Genomic DNA, 25,347 nt, shown 5'->3' on the forward strand with positions numbered 1-25,347 from the left:
TTTCTCCAACGGCCATGACGGCCGTCATCCCAGCGATCACCGAAAAGGACATGTGCAATGCAGACCGCCTGGCTCCTGATACTGGGAGCGCTGCTGAGCGGCTATTTCGTACTCGGCGGCTACGACTACGGGGTGCAGATGGTGCGCGGCCTGCTGGCTGCGGACGAGAGAGAACGGAGGGTGTCGCTGAATGCGCTGGGCCCGTTGTTCTTCGGCAACGAGGTATGGCTGGTCGCCTTCGCCGGGGTGCTGTTCGGAGCTTTCCCCTTTCTGGAAGGCACGCTGCTCTCGGGGCTGTATCCGCTGATACTCGTGCTCCTGCTGGGCCTCGTAGTGGGAAAAGCAGGGGTCCAACTGCGCGGCCGGGCCTCGGGGCCGACCGCGCGGCGCTGCTGGGACGTTCTGATCGCGCTCGGCGGCCTGCTGCCCGCCACGAGCTGGGGGCTGGTGGTCGGCGTCCTGCTGACGGGCGTACCGAGGGGTGCCGACGGCTCCTTCACGGTGCGCTTCGGAGTGCTCGCGGACCCGTTCGTGCTCGTCTGCGCGCTGACCACCGTCGTGCTGTTCCTCGCGCACGGCTCGGTCTTCCTCACCCTGCGGACCACCGGGGCGCTCGCGGCGCGTGCGGCACGCGCCGCCCGCGGCCTGCTGGCGGCCACCGCGGCGTGCGCCCTGACCGGCGCGCTGCTGGCCGCGGCGGGCGACGCCTCGGCGCTCGTCAACGCGGGGGCCGCTCAGCTTCTCGCCGCGCTGCTCTTCCTGGCCCTGGCGGCCGGGTGGCCGGCCCTCGCGCGGCGGAGGAACGGATGGGCGTTCACGGCCACCAGTCTCGCCGCGGCCGTTCCGGTGGCGCTGGTGGGGGCGGGTTCCTATCCCTATGTGCTCGTCTCGACGGTCGACGAGCGGTTCGGGATGACCGTCCACGAGGCGGCGGCCGACGGGGCGACGCTGACGGTGCTGTCCGCCTTCGGTGTCGTACTGATCCCGCTCATGGTGGCCTACCAGGCGTGGAGCTGGTGGCTGTTCGGCGGCCGGGTACGGGCCGGGTCGCCCGGCTACCTGTGACCGAGGCGGGAGGGCCCGGACGATGAACGCCACTCGACGGCGTCTCCACGCGGAGTTCCCGGCGCTCCGCCGCCGGCTGGCGTGGACGGCGGTTCTGGCGGCGGCCACGGCGGGGTGTGCCATCACGCAGGCCGTCGTGCTGGCCGAGGTCCTCGCCCGCGGCTTCGCCACCGCCGCCCCACCGGAACGGCTGGTGGGGCCGCTGCTGGCGCTGGGTGCGGTCTTCGTGGCACGCGCGGCACTGACCTGGGGGCAGTCGGTGCTCGCGGCGCATACGGCGGCGTGGCTGAAGTCGGCGCTGCGCGACCGCCTGGCCGTCCATGCGTACGCCACCGGGCCGGTTGCGCGGTACCGGTGGCACCGGGGCGAGTTGGCGACGCTTCTCACCCGGGGCCTGGACTCTCTCGACCCCTACGTCACCGGCTATCTCCCCAAGTTGGCCGGCGCCGTGGTCACCCCGCCCGCCGTACTTGTCGCGCTCTCGGTGATCGACTGGACTTCGGCCCTGATCGTGGTGCTCACGCTTCCGCTGGTCCCGCTCTTCGGCGCCCTGGTGGGTACGCACACTCGCGAGCGCACGGCCAGGTCGTGGGCGGCGCTGGCCCGGCTGGGCGGTCACTTCCTCGACGTACTGTCCGGGCTGCCGACCCTGCGGGCCTTCGGGCGGGCCGAACACCAGGTGGGTGTGGTGCGGCGGATGGCCGAGGAACACCGGGTAACCACCATGCGCACCCTGCGGGTGGCCTTCCTCTCCGCCCTTGTTCTCGAACTGGTCGCCACCCTCTCGATCGCCCTGGTCGCCGTCCCCCTGGGGCTTCGGCTGCTCGCGGGGCACGCGGAGTTCGGCATGGCGCTGGCCGTCCTCTTCCTCACCCCGGAGGCGTATCTGCCGCTGCGCACGGCAGGTGGCGCCTTCCACGACAGCGCGGAGGGCCTCGCCGTTGCCGAGCGCGCCTTCGCCATCCTGGACGAGCCCGCCCCCGACATCACGCCCGCGTTCATGCCCGCGCGCACCGGCCCGTCACCGATGCGCCACGGGCTTGCACTGGAGCGGGTGTCGGTGTGCTACCCGGGCCAGGAGCGCCCTGTGCTCAGCGAGGTGTCGCTGCGGGTGCGTCCGGGCGAACGGCTGGGCGTCGTAGGCCCGAGCGGCGCTGGGAAATCGACCCTGCTGGCCCTGCTGCTCGGATTCCTGGCCCCCGCCTCGGGCCGGATCACCGTAGGCACCACCGATCTGGCCGACCTCGACCCGGCGTTCTGGCGGCAACAGATCTCCTGGGTGCCACAGCGCCCCCACCTGTTCGCGGCCTCCGTCGCGGACAACATCCGGCTCGGGACGCCGCACGCGAGCGACCGGGAGGTGCGGGCGGCGGCGCGGGCGGCGCACGCGCACGAGTTCATCGCCGCGCTGCCCGAGGGGTACGCGACCCGGCTCGGCGAACACGGGGCCGGGCTCTCCTCGGGCGAGCGGCAACGGATCGCCGTCGCCAGAGCGTTCCTGCGCGACACGCCGCTCCTGCTGCTGGACGAGCCCACGGCGCACCTCGACCCGGACAGCGAAGCCGCAGTCGTCGCCGCCTGTGCCCGGCTGGCTGCTGGGCGTACCACTCTCGTCGTCGCCCACCGGCACGACGTCCTGCGGGACGCCGACCGGATCGTGTCCGTCCAGGACGGCCGGCTGACCGCTGTCGATGGGCCGACTCGTCCCCGGGCGGCCGAAGCGTCCGTCCCCCCTCTTCCGCAGTGAGGACCTGCCCGACCATGTTGTCCCGGTCTTGGAACCGTTCCGGCTCACACCTGCTTCCCGGACGTGCTCCGCTTCCGGGCCGCGGCCTGTTCCCCGGCTTCGGCCGCGGGCACACCGCACGGCTGCTGCGGCTGCTCCTCCCTCACCGGCGGCGCCTCCTGGCGGCGGTGACGGCCGCGGTCGCCGCCGAACTCTCCGCGCTCGCCCTGATGACCACAGCGGCCTGGCTGATCTCCAGTGCGGCGCGGCAGCCGCCGCTGGAGGCGGTGGCGCTTGCCATCGTCATGGTGCGTGCGCTCGCCCTGGGCCGTGGGGTGCTGCGCTATGTCGAGCGGCTCCTCGGCCACGACGCGGTCCTGACGGCCATGGCGGCCCTCCGCGCCCGGCTGTACGAACGGATGATCCCGCTCGCTCCCGCCGCGCTGCCGGCCTTTCGCCGCGCCGACCTGCTCAGTCGGCTGGTCGTGGACATCGAAGCGGTGCAGGACCTCCTGCTGCGCTGTCTGATCCCGGCCGCCGTCGCGCTCACGGTCGCCGCCACGGCCGGCTCGGCCGCGTTCGCGCTCCTCCCGGCGGCGGGCGCGGTCCTGACCGCCGGGCTGGCGATCACGGCGGTGCTCCTCCCCCTTGCTGTCCGCGTGGCCGTGCGGCGGAGCGGTGGCCGGGCGGCAGCCCTGCAGGGGGAGCTCGCCGCCTCGGCGCTCGATCTGACCGAGGGCGCGGCCGACCTGGCCGCGTTCGGCGCCGGGAGCGGCGCCCTGCGGCGCACCTCGCTGCTCGGCCGACGGCTGGGGTCGGCCCAGCTGAGGCCGGCGATCGTCACCGCGGCCGCCACCGCGGCGGGGCTCGTCGTACAAGGCCTCACCACTGCGGCGGTCACCGTTCTCGGCCTGCGCGCCCACGCGCAGGGCGAGCTGCCGACGGTGCTGCTGCCCGTACTGGCCGTGCTGGCGCTCGCCTCCTTCGAGGTGACAGCTCCGCTGGTCGCCACGGCACGCGCCTCGGTCGAGGTCGCCGGGTCCGCCGCACGGCTGGGCCGACTGTGGGAGACAGCGCCGCCGGTCGCGGAACCGGCCCGGCCCCTCCCGGCGCCGCGCGCTCCGGTCCGGGTGGAGGTGGCCGGCCTCGGGGTGCGGCACCGGCCGGACCGGCCGCCCGCGCTCGAGGACGTCGGCCTCGTCCTGGCTCCGGGCGAGCGCGTCGCTCTGGTCGGGCCGAGCGGATCGGGCAAGTCGACTCTGCTGTCGACCCTGCTGCGGTTCTGCGAGTACCAGTGGGGAAGCGTCCGGCTCGACGGACACGAGCTGCGCGACCTGTCGGGCCGCGATGTCCGGCAGCTGGTGACCGGGGTGACCCAGGACGCCCATGTCTTCCGCGCCTCGGTGCGGGAGAACATCGCACTGGGCCGGCCGGAGGCGACGGACCGACGGCTGCGGGCTGTCGCGGCACAGGTGCGGCTGCTGCCGTGGATCGAATCGCTGCCGCAAGGCTGGGAGACCCCCGTGGCCGAAGGGGGTGACAGCCTTTCGGGAGGGCAGCGGCAGCGGCTGCTGCTCGCCCGCGCCCTGCTGGCCGACCCCGCCGTCCTGGTCCTGGACGAACCGACGGAAGGACTCGACCCGCAGACGGCCGACGACGTGCTCGCCGACCTTCTGCGGGCCGCCGACGGCCGCACCACTCTACTGGTGACCCACCGGGCGGCAGGGCTGCGGCTGGTGGACCGCGTCGTGCGGCTCAGCCGCGGCCGGGTGGACGGAGGCGGTGCCGTCAGCCGTGCGGGACGACGGTGACGGGAACGGCGGCGTGGTGCAGGACGGCGTGCGTGACCGAGCCGATGCGCGCGCCGATGCGGCTGTTGCGGGTGCGGCGGCCCAGGACGACCAGTGAGCTGTCGCAGGACGCCTCGATCAGGTGCTGGGCGGGGCTGCCGACCCGGGACTCCTCGACCACCCGCACATCGGGGTACTTCTGGCACCAGGGGCGCAGCGCCTCGGTGACCTCCGCCGCCTTCTGCACCGCGAGCTCTTCGGGCAGCCCGAGCGCCGCCGAAAGGCCGTAGACGTAGTACGGCGGCAGGTTCCAGCCGTGCACGGCACGCAGCGCCGTGCCGCGGCGGGCGGCCTCCTCGAACGCGAAGGCGAGCACGGCGTCGTTCGGGCTGTCGGCGTCGAGGCCGAGGACGACCGGGCGGAACGCGGTCGCGGCCGACGGGATACCGGCGGGGTCCATGGCGTGCTCGTCTGCGGCCAGTTCCCCGGCCCGTACGAAGACGACGGGCCGCTCGACGCGCGCGGCGACGGCCAGCCCCACGGAGCCGACCAGGAAGCCCCGCGCGGCGCCGAGTCCCCGGGAGCCGAGGACGAGCAGTTCGGCGTCCTTGGCTGCGGACGTCAGCACCTTGATGGGTGAGCCCTCGACCTGCTCGGCGGTCACCTCGACCCGGGAGTGGCGCAGCTGGATGCCTTCCGCCGCCTCCTGGGGCATCCGCGCTGTCCAGTCCTGCCACGTCGGTGCGCCGGCCGGCAGCCGGGACTGCGCGAGGGAGGCGGAGGAGGGTTCGCGGACATGGAGGAGCCGCAGCGGGAGAGCGCGCAGCTCGGCCTCGCGGGCGGCCCATTCGGCGGCGGCGCGGCTCTCGGATGAGCCGTCGAGGCCCACGGTCACGTTGCGGGACATGGCGTCCACCTCTCGTTCGGGGTCGCTTCCAGATTCGCCGCGCGGATGGCCCCGTGGCAGGGGCCGCAGGTCCCTGCCACGGCTCCGGACGGCCCCCGTGCGCCCTGCGGGCGGGCCCGGCCGGTCCCGTGGCCGGGTGCGAGCGCCCGGCGGGGCGGCGGCGCGGCCGGCGGAGCCGAGCATCCCGACTCGGGACGGTTCCTGTGACGCAAGTGTGCCGACCCGTTAACGGCAGGGGGCTGTCCGGATAACGGTCACATCACGCGTGCTGGCACTTTGCTCAGCTACTCGCCGTTATGTGATTTACATCACCCACGAAACCGCACGGACGTGCTAGAACAACGCAACTCCTCATCCGGCACCACCCCTCGCCGGCACTGCGGAGGACCGGTACCGACATCACTACCAGGGCGATCGTGGTTCGAGTCCGCGGACCGCTTCCCTCTCTCGCCGATCGGACGACGGCGTTTCTGCACCATGTCCGCTCACTGCGGCGCACACTCCCATGCGCCGACCCGCCCCACAGGTGGTAACCACATTGTCACTCGACTCCATAACCAACTCTGTCGACAAGGGAATCAGCGATTTCGTCGAACCCATCGCCACCAAGATGGGAGAAATCGTCTTCTACTCGGTTCCGATCGGTGGAACGGAACTCCCCCTCATCGTCACCTGGCTCGTCGTGGCGGGCCTCGTCTTCTCCGCCTGGTTCGGGTTGGTGCAGATACGCAAGTTCCGGCTTGCGGTGGACGTGGTCCGAGGCAAATACGACGAGAAGGGGTCGACCGGTGAGGTCAACCACTTCCAGGCCCTGACCGCCGCGGTCTCCGGCACCGTCGGCCTCGGCAACATCGCGGGTGTCGCCGTCGCCGTCTCCATCGGCGGCCCCGGAGCCACGTTCTGGATGATCCTCTGCGGCCTGCTGGGCATGGCCACCAAGTTCGTCGAGGTCACCCTCGGTGTGAAGTACCGCGAGGTGCACCCCGACGGCACCGTCTCCGGTGGCCCGATGCACTACCTGCCCAAGGGCCTCGCCGACCGCTTCGGGCGGAACGGCAAGATCCTCGGCCGGGTGCTGGCGGTCCTCGCCTCCGCCATGGTGCTCTTCTTCGGCCTCTTCGGCGGCAACCTGTTCCAGGTCAACCAGAGCTACGCGCAGTTCGTCTCCGTCGCGGGCGGCGAGGACGGCGCCCTCGGCTCCTCGGCAGGCGCGCTGTTCTTCGGCCTCGCGATCGCCGCGATCGTCGGCATCGTGCTGCTCGGCGGCATCCGCTCCATCGCCACCGTCACCAGCCGACTCGTCCCCTCCATGGCCGCCATGTACATCGTGGCCTGCCTGATCGTCATCCTGGTCAACATCGGGCAGGTTCCCGACGCGATCGCCTCGATCTTCGAGGGAGCCTTCGCCCCGAAGGGCGTCGCCGGCGGTATCCTCGGCGCGCTGATCATCGGCTTCAAGCGGGCCGCCTTCTCCAACGAGGCGGGCCTGGGCTCGGCCCCGATCGCCCACTCCGCCGTGAAGACCAAGCACCCCGCCAGCGAGGGCCTGGTCGCCCTGCTGGAGCCGTTCATCGACACCGTGGTCGTCTGCACCATGACGGCCCTGACGATCGTGATCGCCAGCCCGGAGAGCTGGACCAAGGCACGTACGGACGAGTCCATCGGCGGTGTCACCATCACCTCCGACGCGTTCGAGACCGTCCTGCCCTGGTTCCCGTACGTCCTCACCCTCGCGGTCATGCTGTTCGCCATCTCGACGGTGCTGACCTGGGGCTACTACTGCCTCAAGGCGTGGACCTACCTGTTCGGCCGCAGCAAGGTCAGCGAGCTCTCCTTCAAGGTGGTCTACACGCTGTTCGCCGTGGCCGGCGCCCTGCTCACCCTGCAGACGCTGATCGACCTGGCCGACGCCGTGCTCTTCTCGCTGGCCGTCATCAACATCATCGGCCTCTACCTGCTGGCGCCGGTGGTCAAGCGGGAGCTGAACTCCTTCCTGGAGTTCGTCCGCGCCCGCAAGGCCGGTCTGCCGGACTCGGAAGAGAAGGACGCGGAGCCGGTGCAGCCGACCGCCTGACCGCCGCAGCGGCCCGCTCCTGAGGGGTTCGCGTACGCCGGAGCACCGGCGTACGCGAACCCCTCTCTCGTGCTCGACGGAGTGCCTACCAGAACATCAGCGCGGGACCGACCGGCCCTACCGCGCCACCGGCCGCCCGGCTTTCCTCGGTGCATGTCCGAGAACCCCATCGAGTTCGCGCCCCGCCACACGGAACGCGGCGACGGAGGCGTGACCGTCGTGGAACTGAGCGGCGAGATCGACCTCCGTACGGCGCCACCTCTGATAGCACTCCTCGACGCGCTGACCGCGGGGCCGCGACCCGACGTCGTGCTGGACCTGCGGCCGGTGACCTTCCTGGACTGCAGCGGGCTGCGCCTGCTGTGCCGGGCGAGGAACCGTGCCGTGGAGCGGCACGGCAGGCTGCGGCTCATCACCGAGAGCAGCCGCTTCCACCGCATCATCAAGCACGCCCGCCTCACCGGAGTGTTCGAGGTGCATGCCCGTCTGCCCGAGATCCCCGTGCAGGCCGCCGACTCCGCGTCGGCCGCTTCCGGCTCCGCGTCGGCCGCTTCCGGTGCCGGGCCCGTCCGAAGCGTTCTCTCCGGGACGGTCGGCTGACGTGGCCTCCAGCGCCGCGCGAAACCACGCCGTCTGACAGAGCAGGACGTCGGGTGGCACCGCTCGCGGCGGCCGTCAAGCTGCTGGCCTCCCGCCGTCCATAGCCTGGCCGGACGCGACCCCGCCGGAACCGGGCACGCCGTCGCGGCTGTCCTTGAGGCATGCGCGTCACCATGATTCTGCCCGCCCTGACCGAGGCGACCAGCCCGCTCTTCCGGCCGATCAAATACTCGCTCTTCCCGCCCCTCGGCCTCGCCACCCTGGCCGGATACCTCGACACCGACGACGAGGTCGAGCTGTACGACGAGCACGTCGAGCGGCTCGACCTGGCCGCCATGCCCACGCCCGACCTGCTCGTACTGCAGCCGTACATCACCTCGGCACGGCGGTCGTACGAGATAGCCGACCACTTCCGCGCCCGGGGCGCCCATGTGGCGATGGGCGGGCTGCACGTCACCTCGCTGCCCGAGGAGGCCGCCGCGCACGCCGACACCGTCTTCACCGGGCCGGGCGAGGACGCCTGGCCGCGCTTCTTGAAGGAGTTCCGCGACGGCGTGCCCGCGCGCCGGTACGACTCGGGGCCGCAGCGCACCCTTGCGGGGCTGCCGCCCGTGCGACGCGACCTGATCAAGCGGCAGCTGTATCTGGTGCCGAATTCCCTGGTGGTCTCGCGCGGTTGCCCGCACCACTGCGACTTCTGCTACAAGGACGCCTTCTTCGCGGGCGGCAAGTCCTTCTACACCCAGGCGGTCGACGACGCGCTGGCCGAGATCGACCGGCTGCCCGGCCGCCATCTGTACTTCCTCGACGACCATCTGCTGGGCAACCGCCGGTTCGCCACCGCGCTGTTCGACGGTATGGCGGGGATGGGCAGGCTGTGGCAGGCCGCCGCCACCGTCAAGTCCGTTCTGGAACCCGGACTGCTGGAGCGCGCCCAGGCAGCCGGGCTGCGCAGCCTCTTCGTCGGGTTCGAGACGGTCAACGACGCCAACCTCGCCGAGCGCCGCAAGGACCAGAACATCGGCCGTGACTACTCAGCCGCCGTCCGCCGGCTGCACGACGCGGGCGTGATGGTCAACGCCAGCTTCGTCTTCGGGCTCGACCAGGACGGCCCGGACGTCTTCGACCGCACCGTGGAGTGGGCCGTGCGGCAGGGCATCGAGACGGCCACGTTCCACATCATGACCCCTTACCCGTCCACCGGGCTGTGGCGGCAGTTGGCCGCCGAGGACCGCATCCTCCACCAGGACTGGGACCTGTACGACACCCGGCACGTCGTCTTCCGCCCGCGCGGTATGACAGCGCGGCAGCTGGAGGACGGCTACTGGCGCGCGTACCGGGACTTCTACAGTTGGGGGAACATCTGGCGGGGTGCGGCGGCCCAGCCAGGCGGCCACGAACGGCTGCGCCACCTGGCGTACGCGGGCGGCTGGAAGAAGTTCGAACCGGCGTGGGACGCCTTGATCCGCAGCCGCCGGGTGGTGCGGGCGCTGCCACTGCTGGAGCGTACGCTCGCCGCGTTCGGCGGCCGGTCGGCCACCGGCGCGCGCTGAGACCGCGCGGGCCCGGGCGCGTCACACGCCGCTGGGCCAGGTCGCTTCCTCCCCTTCGCCCAGCTGACCTTCGCCCAGCGGCGCCTCCCGCAGCGGGGTGAGCGCCTCGGAGTGGTCGAGGTGGAGCAGCGCGTCGTACCGCTCCCCCAGCACGGTGGGAACGTAGTTGCCCCACTCCTCGCGCCGCGGGTCGTAGACCACACCGACCGCCCGGTGGTCCCGCTCCTGCCACAGCCACCCGGACCGGGCGCCGATCGGCACTCCGCTGCGGTGCCCCGGCGGGACCAGGAAGAGCGCCCGCCCGTCCTCGACGGAGTGCTCCGTGCTGGGGCGGTCGGCGAGCGCGTCGTGCAGCAGGGTCTCGATGCTGCCCTCCTTGGCCGGCGGGACGCGCATGACCCGGGGTTCGCCCGCCCAGCGAGGCGCCGCGACGACCGAACCCTGGTAGGAGCTGAACCCCACGAGCGTGACGCCCTCCGTCTCGTGGCGCTCCCTCACGAGCCGGCCGAGGTTGACCATGCCCACATCGGCCATGTCCGTGGCCCGTGCGTCGCCCACATGGGTGTTGTGCGCCCAGACCACCGCCCTGGCCTCGGGCCCGTGGTGCTCCATCAGCCGGTCGAGGGTGTCGGCCATATGGGTGTCGCGGATGTTCCACGCCTCGGGGCCGCCGCCGATCATGGTGCGGTAGTAGCGCTCGGCCCCGGCCAGCACTTCGGCGTTCTGCCGCGCCGCGAACTCGGCCAGGCCGCTGTCGGCCGTCTGTACGGCCTCCACCCGGCCGCGCAGCTCGGTCAGCAGGTCCAGCACTTCCCGTTCGCACCCGGCCGGCACCAGGCGGGTGGCCATGGCGTACGACTGGGGGTCCGCCGCGTACGGCTCGAAACAGCGGTACGCCTCCAAGGCGTGCTCGACCCGGTCCGGCGCGTGCTCTCGCAGGTACGCCAGAACCGCGCGCAGCGACTCCCACAGCGAGTACACGTCCAAGCCGAAGAAGCCCACCGGCCGGGCCGGTCGCACGGTGGTGTTGTAGTCGCGCAGCCAGCGGCTGAACGTCGCCACCTCGGTGTTGGCCCACATCCACGTCGGCCACCGGTCGAACCCCTCCAGCGCCTCGACCGGGTCCGACGGCGCTCCCGGCGCGGCCGTGACGGCACAGTGCAGCGCCTGGCAGTCCGGCCAGTCCCCCTCGACCGCGACGAAGGTGAACCCCTTCTCCTCGATCAGCCGACGGGTGAGCAGCGCCCGCCACCGGTAGAACCCGGTGGTGCCGTGCGAGGCCTCACCCACCAGCACATAGCGGGAGTCGCCGATGTGCTCCAGCAGCGGATCGAGCGAGTCGGTGCCGGTCAGCGGCAGGGCGTCGGCGCGGACCCGGTCGAGCGTCTCGGCGGCCCGGGGGGCGGGGCCGGGGGTTCCGGGAGCGGGGCCAGGGGTCCCGGGGTCGGAGTCGGGGTCTGGGGTCGCTGCCGTCAAGGGAGCCTCCTCGTATGGAGCGGGACGGGCGGCTGTGGAGACTCCCAGCATGCGCACGCGCCCGGGCTCCCGCACAACCGGAGACCCCCGCGTCAGGTGCGGCCCTCCCGCTCCTGGGCCGCCTCCAGGACCGCCGGGGCCGTCATCCAGTCGGCTCGCACCACCCGGAAGCCCGCGCCCTCGTATGCGGCGTTGACCTGCTCGTCGTCGTCGACCACAAGGGCGACCGCGCGGTCCCTGGCCAGCCGTTGCAGCAGCTCCAGCTTGGTGATGCGGGCGGGACGCCGGTCGTCATCAGCGCGCATCAGGAGCCGGCCTGTGGGCAGGCCGTGGGCCCTCAGCCACGCCACGGTGTCGGCCCGGCAGCGCTCGGGCCGCCCGGTGACGTACACCAGTTCGCACTGCTTGGCCGTCTCCAGGGCCAGGGCCACGCCCTTCGCCAGCGGCGGGTCGTCCACAGCGGCGCCGAAGAAAGCGTCCCAGTCCCGTGGGCGTTGCTGGAGGAACGGCAGCCGGTGCCGGACGTCGGCCAGCGTCCCGTCCAGATCGAAGACCGCCAGCGGCGCCCGCAGAACCATCGTCGCCTCACTTCTCTCCCGACTGCGTCGGCCCGCACGGACGAGGGCGCGGCCCGGCCCGGGCCCGCTACTCCTTGCCCTGGCGGGCCTTCTTCAGCATGCGGCGCCGCTGGCGGTGCGTCAGCTCCCGTCGGCCGGTCTGCCGCAGATACGCTTCCTTGCGCTGTTCGTTCGTCATGACCCCGTGTCCTCCCGGAGCACCTCTGGCGAGGCGGCGGTACCGCTCTGACTCGCCTCAGTATGGCCGCACCCGCCCCGCGCCGCACCCCTGAAGAGCGAGGAGAGGACACGCGTCGTATCCGCTCTTCGGGTGTCCTGTTCGCGGGCGGCGGAACGTCGGGGTACCGACCAATCATCCGAGTTGTCCATCGGCACCGCCACCATGAGGGACGGTGGGTGCCCCGTTCCTGTGGTGTGCGACTCGCCGGGCCGCCGGAAAGCCGCAGGCCAGGAGGGAGTGGGAGCCGTTGTCGGTGGGAGCAGCCGGGCCCTGGCTCGTGACCGCCGGAGTGCCGCTGGTCCTCCTGGCGCTGAGCCTGCCGGTGTGGCGCTGGCGCTGGCCCCGGGCACCGATCCTGCTGCGAGAGGCAGCGATCGTCTCCTCGGTCTTCGTCATCTGGCAGATCCCGGCGCGGATGTCGGCCGGTGACCTGCACGCCGCCGTCGACCGGGCCGAGTGGATCTACCGCTGGGAGCAGCGCCTCCGGCTGCCCGACGAGGTGGACTGGCAGCAGGCCGTGCTGCCGCACCCATGGCTGGTGCAGGCCGCCAATTACTACTACGCGGTGATGCACTTCGGTGCGATGGCAGCGCTTCTGGTGTGGCTGTACTGGCGGCACCGCCCGTCCTATCCCCGGGTGCGCACCTACGTCGTGCTCGTCACGGTCGTCTCGCTGCTGGTGCAGCTGGTCGCCGTTGCGCCGCCGCGGCTGGTGACGGAGCTCGGGTTCGCCGACACGGCCGAGCGGTACGGGCAGTCGGTCTACGACAGCGGCCCGGGGAGCGTGGTGGCCGACGAGCTGTCCGCCGTGCCTTCCGTGCATGTGGCCTGGGCGGTGCTCGTGGCCGTGGTCGTCATCCGGGTGAGCCGCCGCCGGGTGCGTTGGCTGGTGCTCGCGCATCCGCTGCTGACGCTCGTGGTGATCGTCGTGACGGCCAACCACTTCTGGCTCGACGCGATCGCGGCCTTCGCCGTCCTCGCCGTGTGCGCACTCCTGCAGTGGACCGGCCGGTTCTGCGCGCACCGGATCGTCCGGCTCCGCCACCGCGCCCTGGTCTCCGCCGACCGGCCGGCAGCCGAGACGACGGCCTCCCCCGCCCGGCCGACGGCACCCGAGAGACCGGCGGCCTCCGAGAAACCGGCAGCAACGGAGGGGCCGACAGCGGCGGAGGGGCCGACAGCAGCGGAAGGACCCGAGGGGCCCGGCGCCTGCACGCGGCGGCCACCGCCCCGCCGTCCACCGCCGCACCACTGACCGCACGTCACACGTGCGAAGGCCGGTGGAGGCCCCGCCGGTGCGCCCCTTTGGTGGGCAGCCGCGCGGCGCCTAGGCTGCGCGGGCCGGCAGTCCCGGTGCTGCCCAGCCTGCCGGGACTGCCGGTCCGCGCCACGGCACGACGGTGGGCTGCCCGCGCTGTGGCGGGCAGCCCGCCGGTCATCAGCGGACGGAGACGTGTGCGCCTCCTGACAGGTGGCCGATTCAGCCGCCCTGTCCGCCTCCGCTGGTCCGGCCGCCCTTCTGGCCCGCCTCGGCAGCCCGCTGCGGGTCGTTGGCGAAGTTGCCGCCGCTCTCGTGACCGCCCTTCTGGCCCGCCTCGGCAGCCCGCTGCGGATCGTTCGCGAAGTTCCCGCCGCTCTCGTGACCGCCCTTCTGACCGGCCTCGGCAGCCCGCTGCGGGTCGTTCGCGAAGTTCCCGCCGCTCTCGTGGCCACCCTTCTGACCGGCCTCGGCAGCCCGCTGCGGGTCGTTGGCGAAGTTGCCCGGGTTCTCGGCCATGGCCAATTCCTCCTTTTTGCGTCGAATGCGGCTGTCTGGTGCGGCGGGTACCCAAGGTTCCGGCCTGAAACAGGAGCAATCCGAAGAGCGGAGAAGGTTTTCCCGAGCGCGCTCCGCCTGGGTCGGCCGAGGTCAGCGCAGTTCGCTGAAGCGTTCGGTGGCCCGGGTCCGGCCCGCCACGATGATGGTGTCATCGGCCCGCACGACCGTGTCGGGAGTGGCGTAGGTGAAGCCTTCCCCGGGGCGCTTGATGGCGACGACGGTGACGCCGTAGCGGGTGCGGACGGCGCTGCTGGAGAGCGGGATGTCGAGGATTTCGGTGGGCGGGTCGGTCTTGACCATCGCGAAGTCGTCCTCGAACTCGATGTAGTCGAGCATCCGGCCGCGCACGAGGTGGGCGACGCGCTGGCCCATGTCGTGCTCAGGGTAGACGACATGCTGCACGCCGAGCTGGGTGAGGATACGGCCGTGGGCCTCACTGGTGGCCTTGGCCCACACGTTCTCGATACCGAAGGAGACCAGCAGCGAGGCGGTGAGGATGCTGGCTTCCAGGTCGGTGCCGATGGCGACGACCGCCCGGTCGAACTCGTGGACCGCGAGCTGGCGCAGGGCGTCCTCCTTGGTGGAGTCGGCCCGCACGGTGTGGGTGAGGGATCCGGAGAGAAGCTGGACCACCTCGGGGTTCTCGTCGATGCCGAGGACCTCGGTGTCCTCGTCCGCGAGTTCGAGTGCCAGGGAACGGCCGAAGCGGCCGAGCCCGATGACGACCACGGCGTCCTGGTGAGAGCTCCGGCGGTTCTTGGGGGTGCGTTTCCTAACCAATGACGGGTCGCTCCTCGGGAAGGTCGTACATACGGACGCGCAGTCGCAGGGCGAGCGCGGAGGCGATGGTGATGGGGCCGAGTCGGCCGGTGAACATCAGCGCGGTGAGCAGGAGCTGCTCCCCTCCGGGCAGTCCCATCGTGATGCCGGTGGACAGGCCGACGGTTCCGAAGGCCGAGGTGACCTCGAACAGCGACTTGTCCAGGCTGAAGTCGGTGAAGACCATGAAGGCCAGCGTCGAGACGGCGACGGCGGCCACCGACAGCAGAACCACGGTCAGGGCCTGGCGCTGGAGGTCGCCGTGCAGGCGGCGCCGGAAGATGTTGACCGCGCCCTCGCCCCGGATCTCGGCGTAGATCACGAAGAACAGCACGGCGAAGGTGGTGACCTTGATACCGCCGGCGGTGCCCGCGCTGGCGCCGCCGACGAACATCAGCACATCCGTGCCCAGCCAGGTGGCCGGGTTCATCTGGGAGGTGTCGACGCTGTTGAAGCCGGCCGTACGGGGCATCACGCCCTGGAAGAACCCGGCCAGCAGCTTCCCGGGGACGTCCAGCGGCCCCAGCGTCGCCGGGTTGCGCCATTCGAGCGCGGTGATGAAGGCGCTGCCGCAGACCAGGAAGATCGCGGAGGCGCCGAGCACGATCTTGGTGTGCAGGGACCAGGAGCGCGGTTTGCGGAACCTGCGGCGCAGTTCGAACAGCACCGGGAAGCCGAGGCCACCGGCGATGACGGCGCCCGCTATCGGCAGGCAGATCCACGGGTCGGTGACAAAGCCCATCAGACTGTCGGAGTAGAGCGCGAACCCGGCGTTGTTGAACGCCGACACGGCGTGGAAGACGCCCAGCCACACCGCTCGCGGCCAGGGCTCATCATAGGAGGTCGCCAGCCGGACGGTCAGGATCGTCGCGGTGACGGCCTCCAGCAGCAGGCTGACCTTGACCACCCGGACCACGACCGTCCGTACGTCGCCCAGGCCCAGCGTCTTGGTCTCCGTGGCGGCGGTGAGGCGGGCCTTCAGCCCCATCCGGCGGTGGGAGACCAGCAGCACCAGCCAGGAGGCGAACGTCATGATCCCGAGGCCGCCGACCTGGATCAGCGCCAGAATCACCGTCTGCCCGAAGCCGCTCCAGTAGTCGGGGGTGTCGACCACGATCAGCCCGGTCACGCACACCGCGGAGGTGGAGGTGAACAGCGCTTCGAGCGCTGACGCCGCGCCGGCCCCCGCCTTGGCGACGGGCAGCATCAGCAGGCCGGTCCCCAACGCGATCGCCGCGGCGAAGCCGGCCACGACCATTTGCGCCGGGTGCCGCACGCGTGGCCGCCACCGGGTCACCACAGCCAGTCCTCCGCCCCGCAGACAGGTACCACGATTGTTCGCACCGGGAGACGATAAGCAATACGTCAGCGGTACCGGTCACCGGTACCCCTCCGCGCCGCCCAGCGGCCGCCCCGGGCCCCGGAACCACCCGGACGTAGCCGCCCGCCTCCGGCCTCGCAGGCCCGGAGGCCCGCGGACACGGCCGAGGCCGCAGCCCGGAAGACTGCGGCCTCGGCACCGGACGGCGACGGCGGAGCGCTAGCTCTCGTCCTCGCCCTTGCCCTTGTCCGATGTGCTCTTGGAGGACTCGCCCGCTGTGCTCTTGGACGACTCGACCGCGTCGGAGAGTGTCCCGCCCTCCAGGCTGTCCTCGATGGCAGCCACGGTCTGGTCGATCAGCTCCTCCTGCTGCTTCTGCTCCTTGGCCCTCAGATATGCCTGCCGCTCCTGATGGAAGGACTTCAGGGTGGCGATGCACATACCGATCATCACGATGCTGAACGGCAACGCGATGACGATGGCCGCGGTCTTCAGCGTGTTCAGCGACGCGGCTCCGCCTTGCAAGTCGGAAGCGAGCAGCAGGGCGATGGCCACGGCGCCCTCGGCGAGCGCCCAGAACACCCGGCTCCACACCGGCGGGTTCGGGTCGCCGCCCGAGGCCAGCATGTCGACCACGTACGAGCCGGAGTCGGAGGAGGTGACGAAGAACAGCACGATCAGCAGGATCGACACGCCGGCCACGAACTTGCCGCCGGGAAGGGTGTCCAGCATCTCGAAGAGCGCGTTGTTGGTGCTGACCACACCGTCGTGCACGTAGTTGTGCTTGCCGTTCATCTGCTGGAACAGGCCGGTGCCGCCGAAGATGGCGAACCAGACGAACGTCAGCAGGGTGGGCACCAGCAGCACGCCGCAGACGAACTCGCGGACGGTACGGCCGCGGGAGATCCGGGCGATGAAGATGCCGACGAACGGCGCCCAGGAGATCCACCAGCCCCAGTAGAAGACGGTCCAGCCGTTGACCCAGCTGGTTCCCTCGTCCCCGTAGGCCGCGCCGGTGTCGAAGCTGAGCTGGAGCAGGTTCTGCAGGTAGCCGCCGACGTCCTGGGCCAGGCCGTTGAGGATGAACACCGTCGGGCCCGCGACCAGCACGAAGAGCATGATGATCGCTGCCACACCCATGTTGATGTTGGACAGCCACTTGATGCCCTTGCCGATGCCGGAGACCACCGAGGTCGTCGCGGCGGCGGTGATGCAGACGATCAGCAGGACGAGCAGCCCCTTGCTGTTGGGGTCGTCCACCCAGCCGAGGAAGTTCATACCGCTGGCGATCTGCATCACGCCGAGCCCGAGCGAGGTCGCCACGCCGAAGAGGGTGCCGACGATGGCGACCGTGTCGATGACGTTGCCCCAGAAGCCCTTCACCTTGTCACCGAAGAGCGGCTCCAGGGCCCAGCGGATGGAGACGGGGCGTCCCTTGCGGTGCACCGAGTAGGCGACGGCCAGGCCGACCACGACGTAGATGGCCCACGGATGGATGCCCCAGTGCAGGAAGGTCTGCACCATGGCGAACTCTTCACGCTCCGCCGCGCCCTTGCCGATGCCCGGCCTGGGCGCGTGGAAGAAGTTCAGCGGCTCGGCGACGCCCCAGAAGACCAGGCCGATGCCCATACCGGCCGCGAACAGCATGGCGAACCAGGAGCCGGCGCTGAACTCCGGCTTCTCGTTGTCCTTGCCGAGCTTGATGTCTCCGTAGCGGCCGATGCCGATCCAGATGACGAAGATCACGAAGAGTGACACCAGAGCCATGTAGAACCAGCTCAGGTTGCCGACGATCTTGTCCTGGACGGTCTGCACCTGCTCCGCTGCCGTGTCCTGGCCGATCACGGCGTAGAGCACGAAGATCAGGATGACAATGGCCGACGGATAGAAGACCCACGGCGCGATCGAACCACCCCCCGGCGGCGCCGGAGGCTTCGGCCCCGGCTTCTGGTCAGATGTTCTGGCCGTTGTCTGCGCAGCCACGCGTTCATCCTTTGCGGTCATATTGGGAAGTCATCAGACCGGAGAGTCCCGGCCTGTGGCGGCCTCTGCCCCGAATCACCGATGTCATTCATCACGAATCAATTACTGTCAACCATCAAAGAGGAACGAGGGATTCATCACATCGGACACGCCGCCGGGAGGCAGGGCCCGTGAGCCATCCGGACGCCATCCGGCTGGGGACCCGAAGGGGCGGGCGTGTGCGGATGCGAACGGTTGTTTGGGAACATACGCACGGTGATCGGTGCGGTTTCATCCGGCCGGCTTCACCCGTACGGGTGGATGCCGGGAACCCGGCGACGAACGGCCGCACCCCCGGTGGCCGTCCTCCGGAAGCCGCTCCCCCACCCGCGAAGATCCAGTCCACGTGTCATACCGGCACACCTGGGAACCCCCGCACGAGTAGCCACTCGTAGTCAGCACAGCGTGGCCCGGCTCGGTCGGGTCAGCGGGACGGATCCACTATGACCAGCGGATACATGGGTCCCGGGGACTTCGGTCGGGACCCGTTCGAAGAGTTCATCGCGCGCTTCCTCGGCAAGGCCCGGTCCGGCGGCGGGGGCCGCTACAGCGACCCGCGCTCCTACGACTTCCTCCGGCTGATGAGCGAGCCCGCCCGGCAGCTCGTCTCCGACGCGGCAACGTACGCCGCCGAGCACGGCAGCAACGACCTGGACACCGAGCATCTGCTGCGAGCGGCACTCACCGCTGAGCCGACCCGCACCATGGTGGCCAAGGCCGGGGCCGACCCCGACGCCATCGCCGCCGAGATCGACCGCGAGGTCGGCGAGGGGCAGCCCCGCAACTCGCTCTCCGTCAGCCCCGCCGTCAAGCGGGCGCTCATGGACGCGCACGAGATCGCCCGCTCCCGCGGCGCCTCCTACATCGGCGCCGAACATGTGCTGGTCGCGCTCGCCGCCAACCGTGACTCCACGGCCGGCCAGATCCTCAATTCGGCACACTTCGATCCACGCTCCGCCACCCCGCGCGGTGGCCCCGGCTCCGGGCAGGGCGGCGGCCCCGAGACCCCGGCGCGCGGCGGTCCCGAGGCCCGGCCCAGCAACACCCCCACCCTCGACAAGTACAGCCGCGATCTGACCGAGCTCGCGCGGGAGGGCAGGATCGACCCCGTGATCGGGCGGGACGAGCAGATCGAGCAGACCGTGGAGGTCCTCGCCCGGCGCGGCAAGAACAACCCCGTACTGATCGGCGAGGCGGGCGTGGGCAAGACCGCCATCGTCGAGGGCCTCGCCCAGCGGATCGCCGACGGTGACGTGCCCGACAATCTGCTGGGCCGCCGCGTCGTGCAGCTCGACTTCGGCAGCGTCGTGGCCGGCACCCGCTACCGCGGTGACTTCGAGGAACGGCTCACCGGCATCATCGACGAGATCCGCGCCCACAGCGAGGAGCTGGTCGTCTTCATCGACGAGCTGCACACCGTGGTCGGGGCCGGAGGCGGCGGGGAGAGCGGCTCGATGGACGCGAGCAACATGCTCAAGCCGCCGCTCTCCCGGGGCGAGCTGCACGTCATCGGCGCCACGACGCTGGAGGAGCACCGCAGGTACATCGAAAAGGACGCGGCGCTCGCCCGCCGCTTCCAGCCGGTGCTCGTCCCCGAACCCACGGTGACGGACGCCATCGAGATCCTGCGCGGCCTGCGGGACCGCTACGAGGCCCACCACCAGGTGCGCTACACCGACGAGGCGCTCGTAGCCGCCGTCGAGATGTCCGACCGCTATCTGACCGGCCGGTATCTGCCCGACAAGGCCATCGACCTGCTGGACCAGGCGGGCGCCCGGGTACGGCTGCGCACCGCCACCCGGGGCACGGACGTGCGCGCGCTGGAGCGCGAGGCCGAGCAGGTGCGCCGCGACAAGGACCAGGCGGTGGCCGCCGAGGACTACGAGCGGGCCAAACAGCTGCGCGACCGGCTCACCGAGCTGGAGGAGGCCATCGAGCAGGACGGGCACCGGCCGGACGCCCGGCACGGCGACCGGATCGTGAAGGTGACCGTCGAAGACATCGCCGACATCATCTCCCACCAGACCGGTATCCCCGTCAGCAATCTCACCCAGGAGGAGAAGGACCGGCTGCTGGGCCTGGAGGAGCAGTTGCAGCAGCGGGTCGTCGGGCAGGACGAGGCGGTCACCGCCGTCGCCGACGCGGTGCTGCGGTCGCGCTCCGGCCTGGCCAGCCCGGACCGGCCCATCGGCAGCTTCCTCTTCCTGGGACCCACCGGGGTCGGCAAGACGGAGCTGGCCCGGGCGCTGGCCGAGTCCCTGTTCGGCACCGACGAGAAGATGGTGCGGCTCGACATGAGCGAGTACCAGGAGCGGCACACGGTCAGCCGGCTGGTGGGCGCTCCGCCCGGATACGTGGGGCACGACGAGGCCGGACAGCTCACCGAGACGGTGCGGCGCAACCCGTACTCGCTGCTGCTGCTGGACGAGGTGGAGAAGGCGCACCCCGACGTCTTCAACATCCTGCTGCAGGTGCTGGACGACGGCCGGCTCACCGACTCGCAGGGCCGCACCGTCGACTTCACCAACACGGTCATCGTCATGACCAGCAACCTGGGTTCGGAGGCGATCACCGGGCGCGGGGCGATGCTGGGCTTCGGCGGCGGGGAGGAGGCCGACGAGGACGCCCGGCGGGAGCGCGTACTGCGGCCGCTGCGCGAGCACTTCCGGCCTGAGTTCCTCAACCGTATCGACGAGATCGTGGTCTTCCGGCAGCTCGACGACGCACAGCTGCGGCGGATCACCGACATGCTGCTGGAGGAGACCCGCCGCCGGGTGCACGCCCAGGACCTGGAGATCGAGTTCTCCCCCGCTGCCGTGGACTGGCTGGCCCACAAGGGCTACCAGCCCGAGTACGGTGCCCGTCCGCTGCGCCGGACGATCCAGCGCGAGGTGGACAACCGGCTCTCCCGGATGCTGCTGGGCGGCGATCTGGAGCCGCACACCAGGCTGCTGGTCGATGTGGCGGAGGGGCAGTTGGAGTTCCGCACCGAAGGCCGCGCCGCCGATCCCGTCGGCAGCTGACGGTGCCCGGCCCCGGACGGGTGGGGCCGAGCGCCGGTGGGGCCGCGCCGGTGGGGGCAGGTCAGCGGGTGGCGGAGCCGGTCAGCGGGTGGCGGCGAGCACGGATTCGGACATCGCCTTCTCACCGGCCGCGTTGGGATGGAAGGGCGCCGCTGCGTCGGTGACGAGCGGTTCCATCCAGCGGGTCCCGGCGGGCTTGCACACGTCGTGGCCGATGGACTTGGAGTAGGTGTCCACATAGACGGCGCCGTGCTCGGCCGCCTGCTTGGCGATCATGGTGTTGAGGTGTTTGTGGGTGTCGCGCAGCCAGGGGGCGTCGCCCCTGGCGATGGAGACGACTGTGGGGCAGTTGCTGCCGTCGTCGGGCAGGATGGCGGGATAGCCGGTGATCAGGATCTTGGCACGCGGGGCGCGGGCGCGGATGTCCTCCAGCGCCTTGGAGATCTTGGGTGCGGTGTTCTCGATGGTCGCGGCGAGTTCGTCGTGCCCGGTCCACGTGTAGCTCTTCTTGCACGGTGAGCCCAGCGGGTTGAACAGACCGAGGGTGACGCAGCGGACGATGATGTTGCCGAAGCCGATGTCGTTGCCCCCGATGGTGAGGGTGACCAGATCGGTCTCGGCGCTGAGTGCGTCCAACTGCGGTGCGACGGAGGGGTGCTGGGCCGTGTACAGGTCCTCGGTGGTCGCTCCGCCGCAGGTGACGTCCTGGTGCCCGGCGGGCCCGAGCGCCGCCTCGACCAGCGAGGGGTAGTTCCGGTCGGAGCGCGAACAGGTCTCGTCGACCGTGTTCGGCACACCTGCCCCGGCCGCGTACGAGTCGCCGAGGGCGACATAGCGGTGGACGGCGGTGTCCTGCGCGAGCGCCGGGCTCGCACCGAGCCCGGCGCCTGCGGTGACGGCGGCTGTGGCGGTGGCCAGGGCTACGGCGGTTCTGGCACGGCAGTTGGGCATGCGTGAGCGCATGAGGGACCTCTCGTGAGTGGGGAAAGGTGGGGGTCGCTGCCGGCAGTTACTGGCCAGTTGCACTGAGAGGTAATATGTGGCCGCCGTCACGGGTCGTCAAGGGCTGTGACAGCACGCGCTCCGCGCGGCTCAGCCCGCGTCCGTACGCCGCGCGGTGACGGCCACCGTGGCGTAGGGCATCGTGAACTGGCCCCCCAGGGTGTCGATGACGGCCCCGATCCCAGTGAGGACCTCCGCCAGCTTCGGGGGCGGGAGCAGGGTGAGACCGCCGGTGGTGGACAGGTGGTCCAGCCACTCGTCACGGGTGTAGGACCGCTGCCAGTCGAACCGCCACCGCTCCGGTTCGCCGAAAGTCCCGGCCTCCCGCAGCGCGTCGGCCGCCTTGGCGCACAGTGCCGCGTAGGGATCCGACTCGGCAGGCGGCCGACGCGCTGCGAGGGAGTCGGGCAGAATCCGGCGGTGAACCTCCGAGAAGGCCTCCGCCAGTTCGGGCGGCGGCTGGTCGACGTTCCAGAAGACCGCCAGTCGCCCGTCGGGCCGCAGCACCTCGGCCGCTTTCGCCGCACCGGCGGCCGGGTCGACCCAGTGCCAGGTCTGCCCGGCGACCACCGCGTCGAAGGACCTCCCGGCCGGGTCCCAGTCCTCGAACTTCGCCACGTCGACGCGGAGTCCGTGCTGCCGCGCCCACGCGGCCATCCGCGTGTCGGGCTCGACGCCGGTCACCCGGCAGCCGGCCGCGTGGAGTTGGCGGGCGACGATGCCGGTGCCGCAGCCGACGTCGAGGACGTCGGTCCCCGGCGCCGCGGTGACGATCCGGTTCACCATGGCGTCGGGATAGCGCGGCCTGGCCCGGTCGTAGCGCTCGGGGTCCACGCCGAAGGACTCGGCGACATGGCGGGCCCGGTGCGGTTCGGAAGCAGGGGGTCGGGACGGCCCCGACGGTAGAGTGGGCATGCGCCCACTCTAGTGGGCAAGTGCCCACTCGCCAAGCGGGTGCCCAGGAGACGACGAGCAAGGAGGGGTGCACAGTGCCGACAGGGGTGGCCATCCGGGACGTACGGGAGCAACTGTTCGACGCCGCGGAACGCGTACTGCTGCGGGACGGGCCCAACGCCCTGACCAGCCGGGCGGTGACCACGGAGGCGGACTGCGCCAAGGGCGTACTGCACCGGCACTTCGCCGACTTCGACGCCTTCCTCGCCGAACTCGTGCACGACCGCGTCGACCGGCTCGAGAGCAGGGCCGCCGCTCTGCGCGACTCCGCCGGGACCGGAACCGTCGCCGACAACCTCACCGACGCGCTGACGAAGCTGTTCGGCTCGGTCGCCGTCGCCCTCGTCGGGCTCATCACCTCCCGGGACGGCCTTCGCGAGCGGTTGCGCCGCACCTGGCCGACCGGCGTCCCGCTGCTGACGGAAGCCACCGCCATGATCGCCTCCTACCTCGCAGCCGAGCGCGACCTGGGCCGTATCGCGGCGGACGCCGACCTCGACACGCTCGCCCCCACCCTCGTCGGCGCCGGACACCTGCTGTTCGCCGACCGGACGGGCACACCACCGGACGCCGAAGCCGTCCACCGAACCGTGACCACCGTCATCGGCGCCTTCGTACGGGAGCCGCGCGCCTGAGCGCGGCCGGTCCGCTGCTGCCCGCCCGTCCCGCCTGACCGGGGGTGACAGCAGACCGGAGGGGCAGACTCCCGAGTGCCACCGCACACAGGCCGCACGGCACACCCGGCACGCGCGGTACAACCGGCCCGCACGGCACACCCGGCACAGATGAGGAGCAGCCCCTTGGGTTACGTCACGGTCCAGGAGTGGGAGCGCCACTACGCGGACGGCCGCGGCTTCCGGCCGCTCGGCGAGACCGAGCGGGCGCTGCTCGCCGCGCACACCCCCGCGCCGGACGGCGGCACCGCGCTGGACGTCGGCTGTGGCACCGGGGAGTTGGCCGACTACCTCAGCCGCCTCGGCTACCGGGTGGACGCCGTGGACTACGCCGACAGCGCCCTGGCCCGGGCACGGGAGCGCTACCGGGACAACGGGCAGGTGCGGTGGCTGCGACTGGATGTCGAGCGCGCGGACTTCACCGAGCTGCGCGACGACGGCTACGACCTCATCGCGCTGCGGCTCGCCTACCCCTTTCTCCACGACCGCGCCCGCACCCTGCGCAGGCTCGGTGAACGGCTGCGCCCCGGAGGCGGGTTGGTGGTGATCTCACCGTCGGCGGAGCAGGTGCCGGACAGCAGGCGCGGCATCGCCCTGGACGAGGAGGAGATCGGCTTGCTGACCGAAGGCTGGGAGAAGGCGGAGCGGTTCGACGCGGACGGGCTGACGATGCTGGTGCTGCGGGGAGCACCGCGCGCCTTCGCCCCGGTGGAGAAGGGCCGCCCGGTGCCGCACGCCGTGGCGGGAGCCTGTGCGGTGGTGACCGACGCTGCGGGCCGCGTACTGCTCGGCCGGTCGGTGAGCGGAATGTGGGAGCTGCCCGGCGGCAGTGTGGAGCCCGGCGAGTCCTTCGAGACCACAGCCGTACGAGAACTCGCCGAGGAGACGGGCCTGCGTACAGCCGCCGGGGAAGCGCGTCTGCACGCCGTCCTGCTGGACGAGAACGAGAGCGTGCCCCGGGTGTCCGCCGTGGTCCGCGTCCCCGCCTGGTCGGGCACTTTGCGTCCCGAGCCGCACCGCTTCCACCGGTGGGAGTGGCACGAGCCGCGCTCCCTGGCCACGCTCGGACCGGTCTTCGCACCGTCGGCCCAGGCCCTGGAGGCTGTATGGCCCGGTGTCCTGCCGGGACCCGGGCCGCTGAGCGTCTGCCCCACCCCGGCCAGCGACGGCGCCCGCGACTCGACGTGCCGGGAACGTGGCGGCCCGACGACCGGGAACAGTGGGGCGGAGAACGGCATCTGGCGGACCGTCCACGGCCTCGCCCGGGCCTTCGAGGCGCACGCCGACGCGCGCGGCGTGCCCCGGCAGCAGCAGTGGACCGTGCAAGTGCTCAAGCTCGCGGAGGAGACGGGCGAGGCGGCCCAGGCCCTCATCGGTGTCCAGGGCGCCAATCCCCGGAAGGGCAACAGCCACCGCTGGGAGGATGTGCACGCCGAGGTGGCCGACGTGGTCATCACCGGCCTGGTCTCCCTCGCCCGCATGCGGCCCGACGACGCCGCCGACTACCTCAGGCGGCAGCTCACCGTGAAGGCGGGCAGGATCGTGCGGCCCGCCGCCTCACCCGTCGGGGCTGAGAGGCCCGACGCGCCGGGAGCGCCGTCCGCCGGGGCACCCCGGAATCCACCGGGCTGCCGCCCGTGAGCGGTCCGCGACGCCGGACGTACCCGGGCGGATCGCGCTGCTCCCGGCAGGAAGACGACGGCCGCTCCGCCGCGGCCCGGACG

The 25,347-nt window shown here is 71.5% G+C and carries 19 protein-coding genes; 10 read left to right on the top strand and 9 right to left on the bottom strand.

Annotated features, from left to right (window positions below; genetic code table 11):
• Nucleotides 1-57 precede the first annotated feature (57 nt).
• The 3 genes from cydB to cydC are packed head-to-tail and all read left to right on the top strand — an operon-like array spanning nt 58 to nt 4,602.
• A complete protein-coding gene (gene cydB, locus HC362_RS02450) occupies nt 58-1,065 on the top strand; it encodes a cytochrome d ubiquinol oxidase subunit II (protein ID WP_243082121.1) in 1,008 nt (335 codons plus the stop codon).
• Nucleotides 1,066-1,087: 22 nt separating this feature from the next.
• Nucleotides 1,088-2,812, top strand: a complete 1,725-nt coding sequence (gene cydD / locus HC362_RS02455) for a thiol reductant ABC exporter subunit CydD (protein ID WP_243082122.1) — start codon at nt 1,088-1,090, stop codon at nt 2,810-2,812.
• 14 nt (nt 2,813-2,826) lie between these two features.
• The gene (gene cydC / locus HC362_RS02460; RefSeq protein WP_243082123.1) at nt 2,827-4,602 is read left to right on the top strand and encodes a thiol reductant ABC exporter subunit CydC; all 1,776 of its coding nucleotides are present in this window, start codon (nt 2,827-2,829) and stop codon (nt 4,600-4,602) included.
• Here cydC and HC362_RS02465 read toward each other — a convergent pair.
• Entirely contained in the window at nt 4,580-5,488 is a 909-nt protein-coding gene (locus HC362_RS02465; protein WP_243082124.1) for a universal stress protein, read from the bottom strand. The two genes, cydC and HC362_RS02465, sit on opposite strands and share 23 nt — an antisense overlap.
• Nucleotides 5,489-6,026: 538 nt before the next feature.
• Between HC362_RS02465 and HC362_RS02470 the strand changes: the two genes are divergently transcribed.
• The 3 genes from HC362_RS02470 (at nt 6,027) to HC362_RS02480 (ending at nt 9,715) form a co-directional block, all read left to right on the top strand.
• On the top strand, nt 6,027-7,562 hold the full coding sequence (locus HC362_RS02470; protein WP_243082125.1) for an alanine/glycine:cation symporter family protein: 1,536 nt from the start codon (nt 6,027-6,029) through the stop codon (nt 7,560-7,562).
• Nucleotides 7,563-7,715: 153 nt separating this feature from the next.
• On the top strand, nt 7,716-8,162 hold the full coding sequence (locus HC362_RS02475; protein WP_243082126.1) for an STAS domain-containing protein: 447 nt from the start codon (nt 7,716-7,718) through the stop codon (nt 8,160-8,162).
• 161 nt (nt 8,163-8,323) lie between these two features.
• A complete protein-coding gene (locus tag HC362_RS02480; protein ID WP_243082127.1) occupies nt 8,324-9,715 on the top strand; it encodes a radical SAM protein in 1,392 nt (463 codons plus the stop codon).
• Nucleotides 9,716-9,736: 21 nt separating this feature from the next.
• Here HC362_RS02480 and HC362_RS02485 read toward each other — a convergent pair whose 3' ends face one another.
• On the bottom strand, nt 9,737-11,191 hold the full coding sequence (locus HC362_RS02485) for an erythromycin esterase family protein (RefSeq protein WP_243082128.1): 1,455 nt from the start codon (nt 11,189-11,191) through the stop codon (nt 9,737-9,739).
• A gap of 92 nt (nt 11,192-11,283) precedes the next feature.
• Nucleotides 11,284-11,769 carry a hypothetical protein gene (locus tag HC362_RS02495; RefSeq protein ID WP_243082129.1) on the bottom strand — a complete coding sequence of 162 codons (486 nt, stop codon included), beginning with the start codon at nt 11,767-11,769 and terminating at the stop codon, nt 11,284-11,286.
• Between the two features lie 392 nt (nt 11,770-12,161).
• Between HC362_RS02495 and HC362_RS02500 the strand changes: the two genes are divergently transcribed.
• The gene (locus HC362_RS02500; RefSeq protein WP_243082130.1) at nt 12,162-13,244 is read left to right on the top strand and encodes a phosphatase PAP2 family protein; all 1,083 of its coding nucleotides are present in this window, start codon (nt 12,162-12,164) and stop codon (nt 13,242-13,244) included.
• 225 nt (nt 13,245-13,469) lie between these two features.
• Here HC362_RS02500 and HC362_RS02505 read toward each other — a convergent pair whose 3' ends face one another.
• The 4 genes from HC362_RS02505 to HC362_RS02525 all read right to left on the bottom strand — a co-directional run bounded on the left by HC362_RS02505 (nt 13,470) and on the right by HC362_RS02525 (nt 17,931).
• Nucleotides 13,470-13,766: a general stress protein gene (locus HC362_RS02505; protein WP_347568408.1), complete on the bottom strand. Its 297-nt coding sequence runs from the start codon at nt 13,764-13,766 to the stop codon at nt 13,470-13,472.
• Nucleotides 13,767-13,898: 132 nt separating this feature from the next.
• On the bottom strand, nt 13,899-14,588 hold the full coding sequence (locus tag HC362_RS02515) for a TrkA family potassium uptake protein (RefSeq protein WP_243082131.1): 690 nt from the start codon (nt 14,586-14,588) through the stop codon (nt 13,899-13,901).
• Nucleotides 14,581-15,927, bottom strand: coding sequence for a potassium transporter TrkG (locus HC362_RS02520; RefSeq protein ID WP_279240061.1), 1,347 nt, complete (start codon nt 15,925-15,927; stop codon nt 14,581-14,583). The genes HC362_RS02515 and HC362_RS02520 overlap by 8 nt, the downstream gene beginning before the upstream one ends.
• 240 nt (nt 15,928-16,167) lie before the next feature.
• The gene (locus HC362_RS02525) at nt 16,168-17,931 is read right to left on the bottom strand and encodes a BCCT family transporter (RefSeq protein ID WP_243082132.1); all 1,764 of its coding nucleotides are present in this window, start codon (nt 17,929-17,931) and stop codon (nt 16,168-16,170) included.
• Between the two features lie 482 nt (nt 17,932-18,413).
• Between HC362_RS02525 and HC362_RS02530 the strand changes: the two genes are divergently transcribed.
• On the top strand, nt 18,414-20,993 hold the full coding sequence (locus HC362_RS02530; protein WP_243082133.1) for an ATP-dependent Clp protease ATP-binding subunit: 2,580 nt from the start codon (nt 18,414-18,416) through the stop codon (nt 20,991-20,993).
• Between the two features lie 81 nt (nt 20,994-21,074).
• On the opposite strand, the gene HC362_RS02535 is transcribed toward HC362_RS02530, so the two are convergent.
• Both HC362_RS02535 and HC362_RS02540 read right to left on the bottom strand, forming a co-directional pair.
• On the bottom strand, nt 21,075-21,956 hold the full coding sequence (locus HC362_RS02535) for an SGNH/GDSL hydrolase family protein (protein WP_243082134.1): 882 nt from the start codon (nt 21,954-21,956) through the stop codon (nt 21,075-21,077).
• Between the two features lie 129 nt (nt 21,957-22,085).
• On the bottom strand, nt 22,086-22,910 hold the full coding sequence (locus HC362_RS02540) for a class I SAM-dependent methyltransferase (protein WP_243082135.1): 825 nt from the start codon (nt 22,908-22,910) through the stop codon (nt 22,086-22,088).
• A 74-nt stretch (nt 22,911-22,984) separates the two neighbouring features.
• On the opposite strand from HC362_RS02540, the gene HC362_RS02545 reads away from it, so the two are divergent.
• Nucleotides 22,985-23,584 carry a TetR/AcrR family transcriptional regulator gene (locus HC362_RS02545; RefSeq protein WP_243088322.1) on the top strand — a complete coding sequence of 200 codons (600 nt, stop codon included), beginning with the start codon at nt 22,985-22,987 and terminating at the stop codon, nt 23,582-23,584.
• 165 nt (nt 23,585-23,749) lie between these two features.
• Entirely contained in the window at nt 23,750-25,264 is a 1,515-nt protein-coding gene (locus tag HC362_RS02550) for an NUDIX domain-containing protein (protein ID WP_243082136.1), read from the top strand.
• The last annotated feature ends 83 nt before the right edge of the window (nt 25,265-25,347 follow it).

It is taken from the genome of Streptomyces sp. 891-h (assembly GCF_022760275.1).
GTDB lineage: Bacteria > Actinomycetota > Actinomycetes > Streptomycetales > Streptomycetaceae > Streptomyces > Streptomyces spirodelae.

Coding starts and splice junctions, on each gene's coding strand:
- cydB (WP_243082121.1), top strand. CDS start 58: ATGCAGACCGCCTGGCTCCTGATACTGGGAGCGCTGCTGAGCGGCTAT.
- cydD (WP_243082122.1), top strand. CDS start 1,088: ATGAACGCCACTCGACGGCGTCTCCACGCGGAGTTCCCGGCGCTCCGC.
- cydC (WP_243082123.1), top strand. CDS start 2,827: ATGTTGTCCCGGTCTTGGAACCGTTCCGGCTCACACCTGCTTCCCGGA.
- HC362_RS02465 (WP_243082124.1), bottom strand. CDS start 5,488: ATGTCCCGCAACGTGACCGTGGGCCTCGACGGCTCATCCGAGAGCCGC.
- HC362_RS02475 (WP_243082126.1), top strand. CDS start 7,716: ATGTCCGAGAACCCCATCGAGTTCGCGCCCCGCCACACGGAACGCGGC.
- HC362_RS02480 (WP_243082127.1), top strand. CDS start 8,324: ATGCGCGTCACCATGATTCTGCCCGCCCTGACCGAGGCGACCAGCCCG.
- HC362_RS02495 (WP_243082129.1), bottom strand. CDS start 11,769: ATGGTTCTGCGGGCGCCGCTGGCGGTCTTCGATCTGGACGGGACGCTG.
- HC362_RS02505 (WP_347568408.1), bottom strand. CDS start 13,766: ATGGCCGAGAACCCGGGCAACTTCGCCAACGACCCGCAGCGGGCTGCC.
- HC362_RS02530 (WP_243082133.1), top strand. CDS start 18,414: ATGACCAGCGGATACATGGGTCCCGGGGACTTCGGTCGGGACCCGTTC.
- HC362_RS02535 (WP_243082134.1), bottom strand. CDS start 21,956: ATGCGCTCACGCATGCCCAACTGCCGTGCCAGAACCGCCGTAGCCCTG.
- HC362_RS02540 (WP_243082135.1), bottom strand. CDS start 22,910: ATGCCCACTCTACCGTCGGGGCCGTCCCGACCCCCTGCTTCCGAACCG.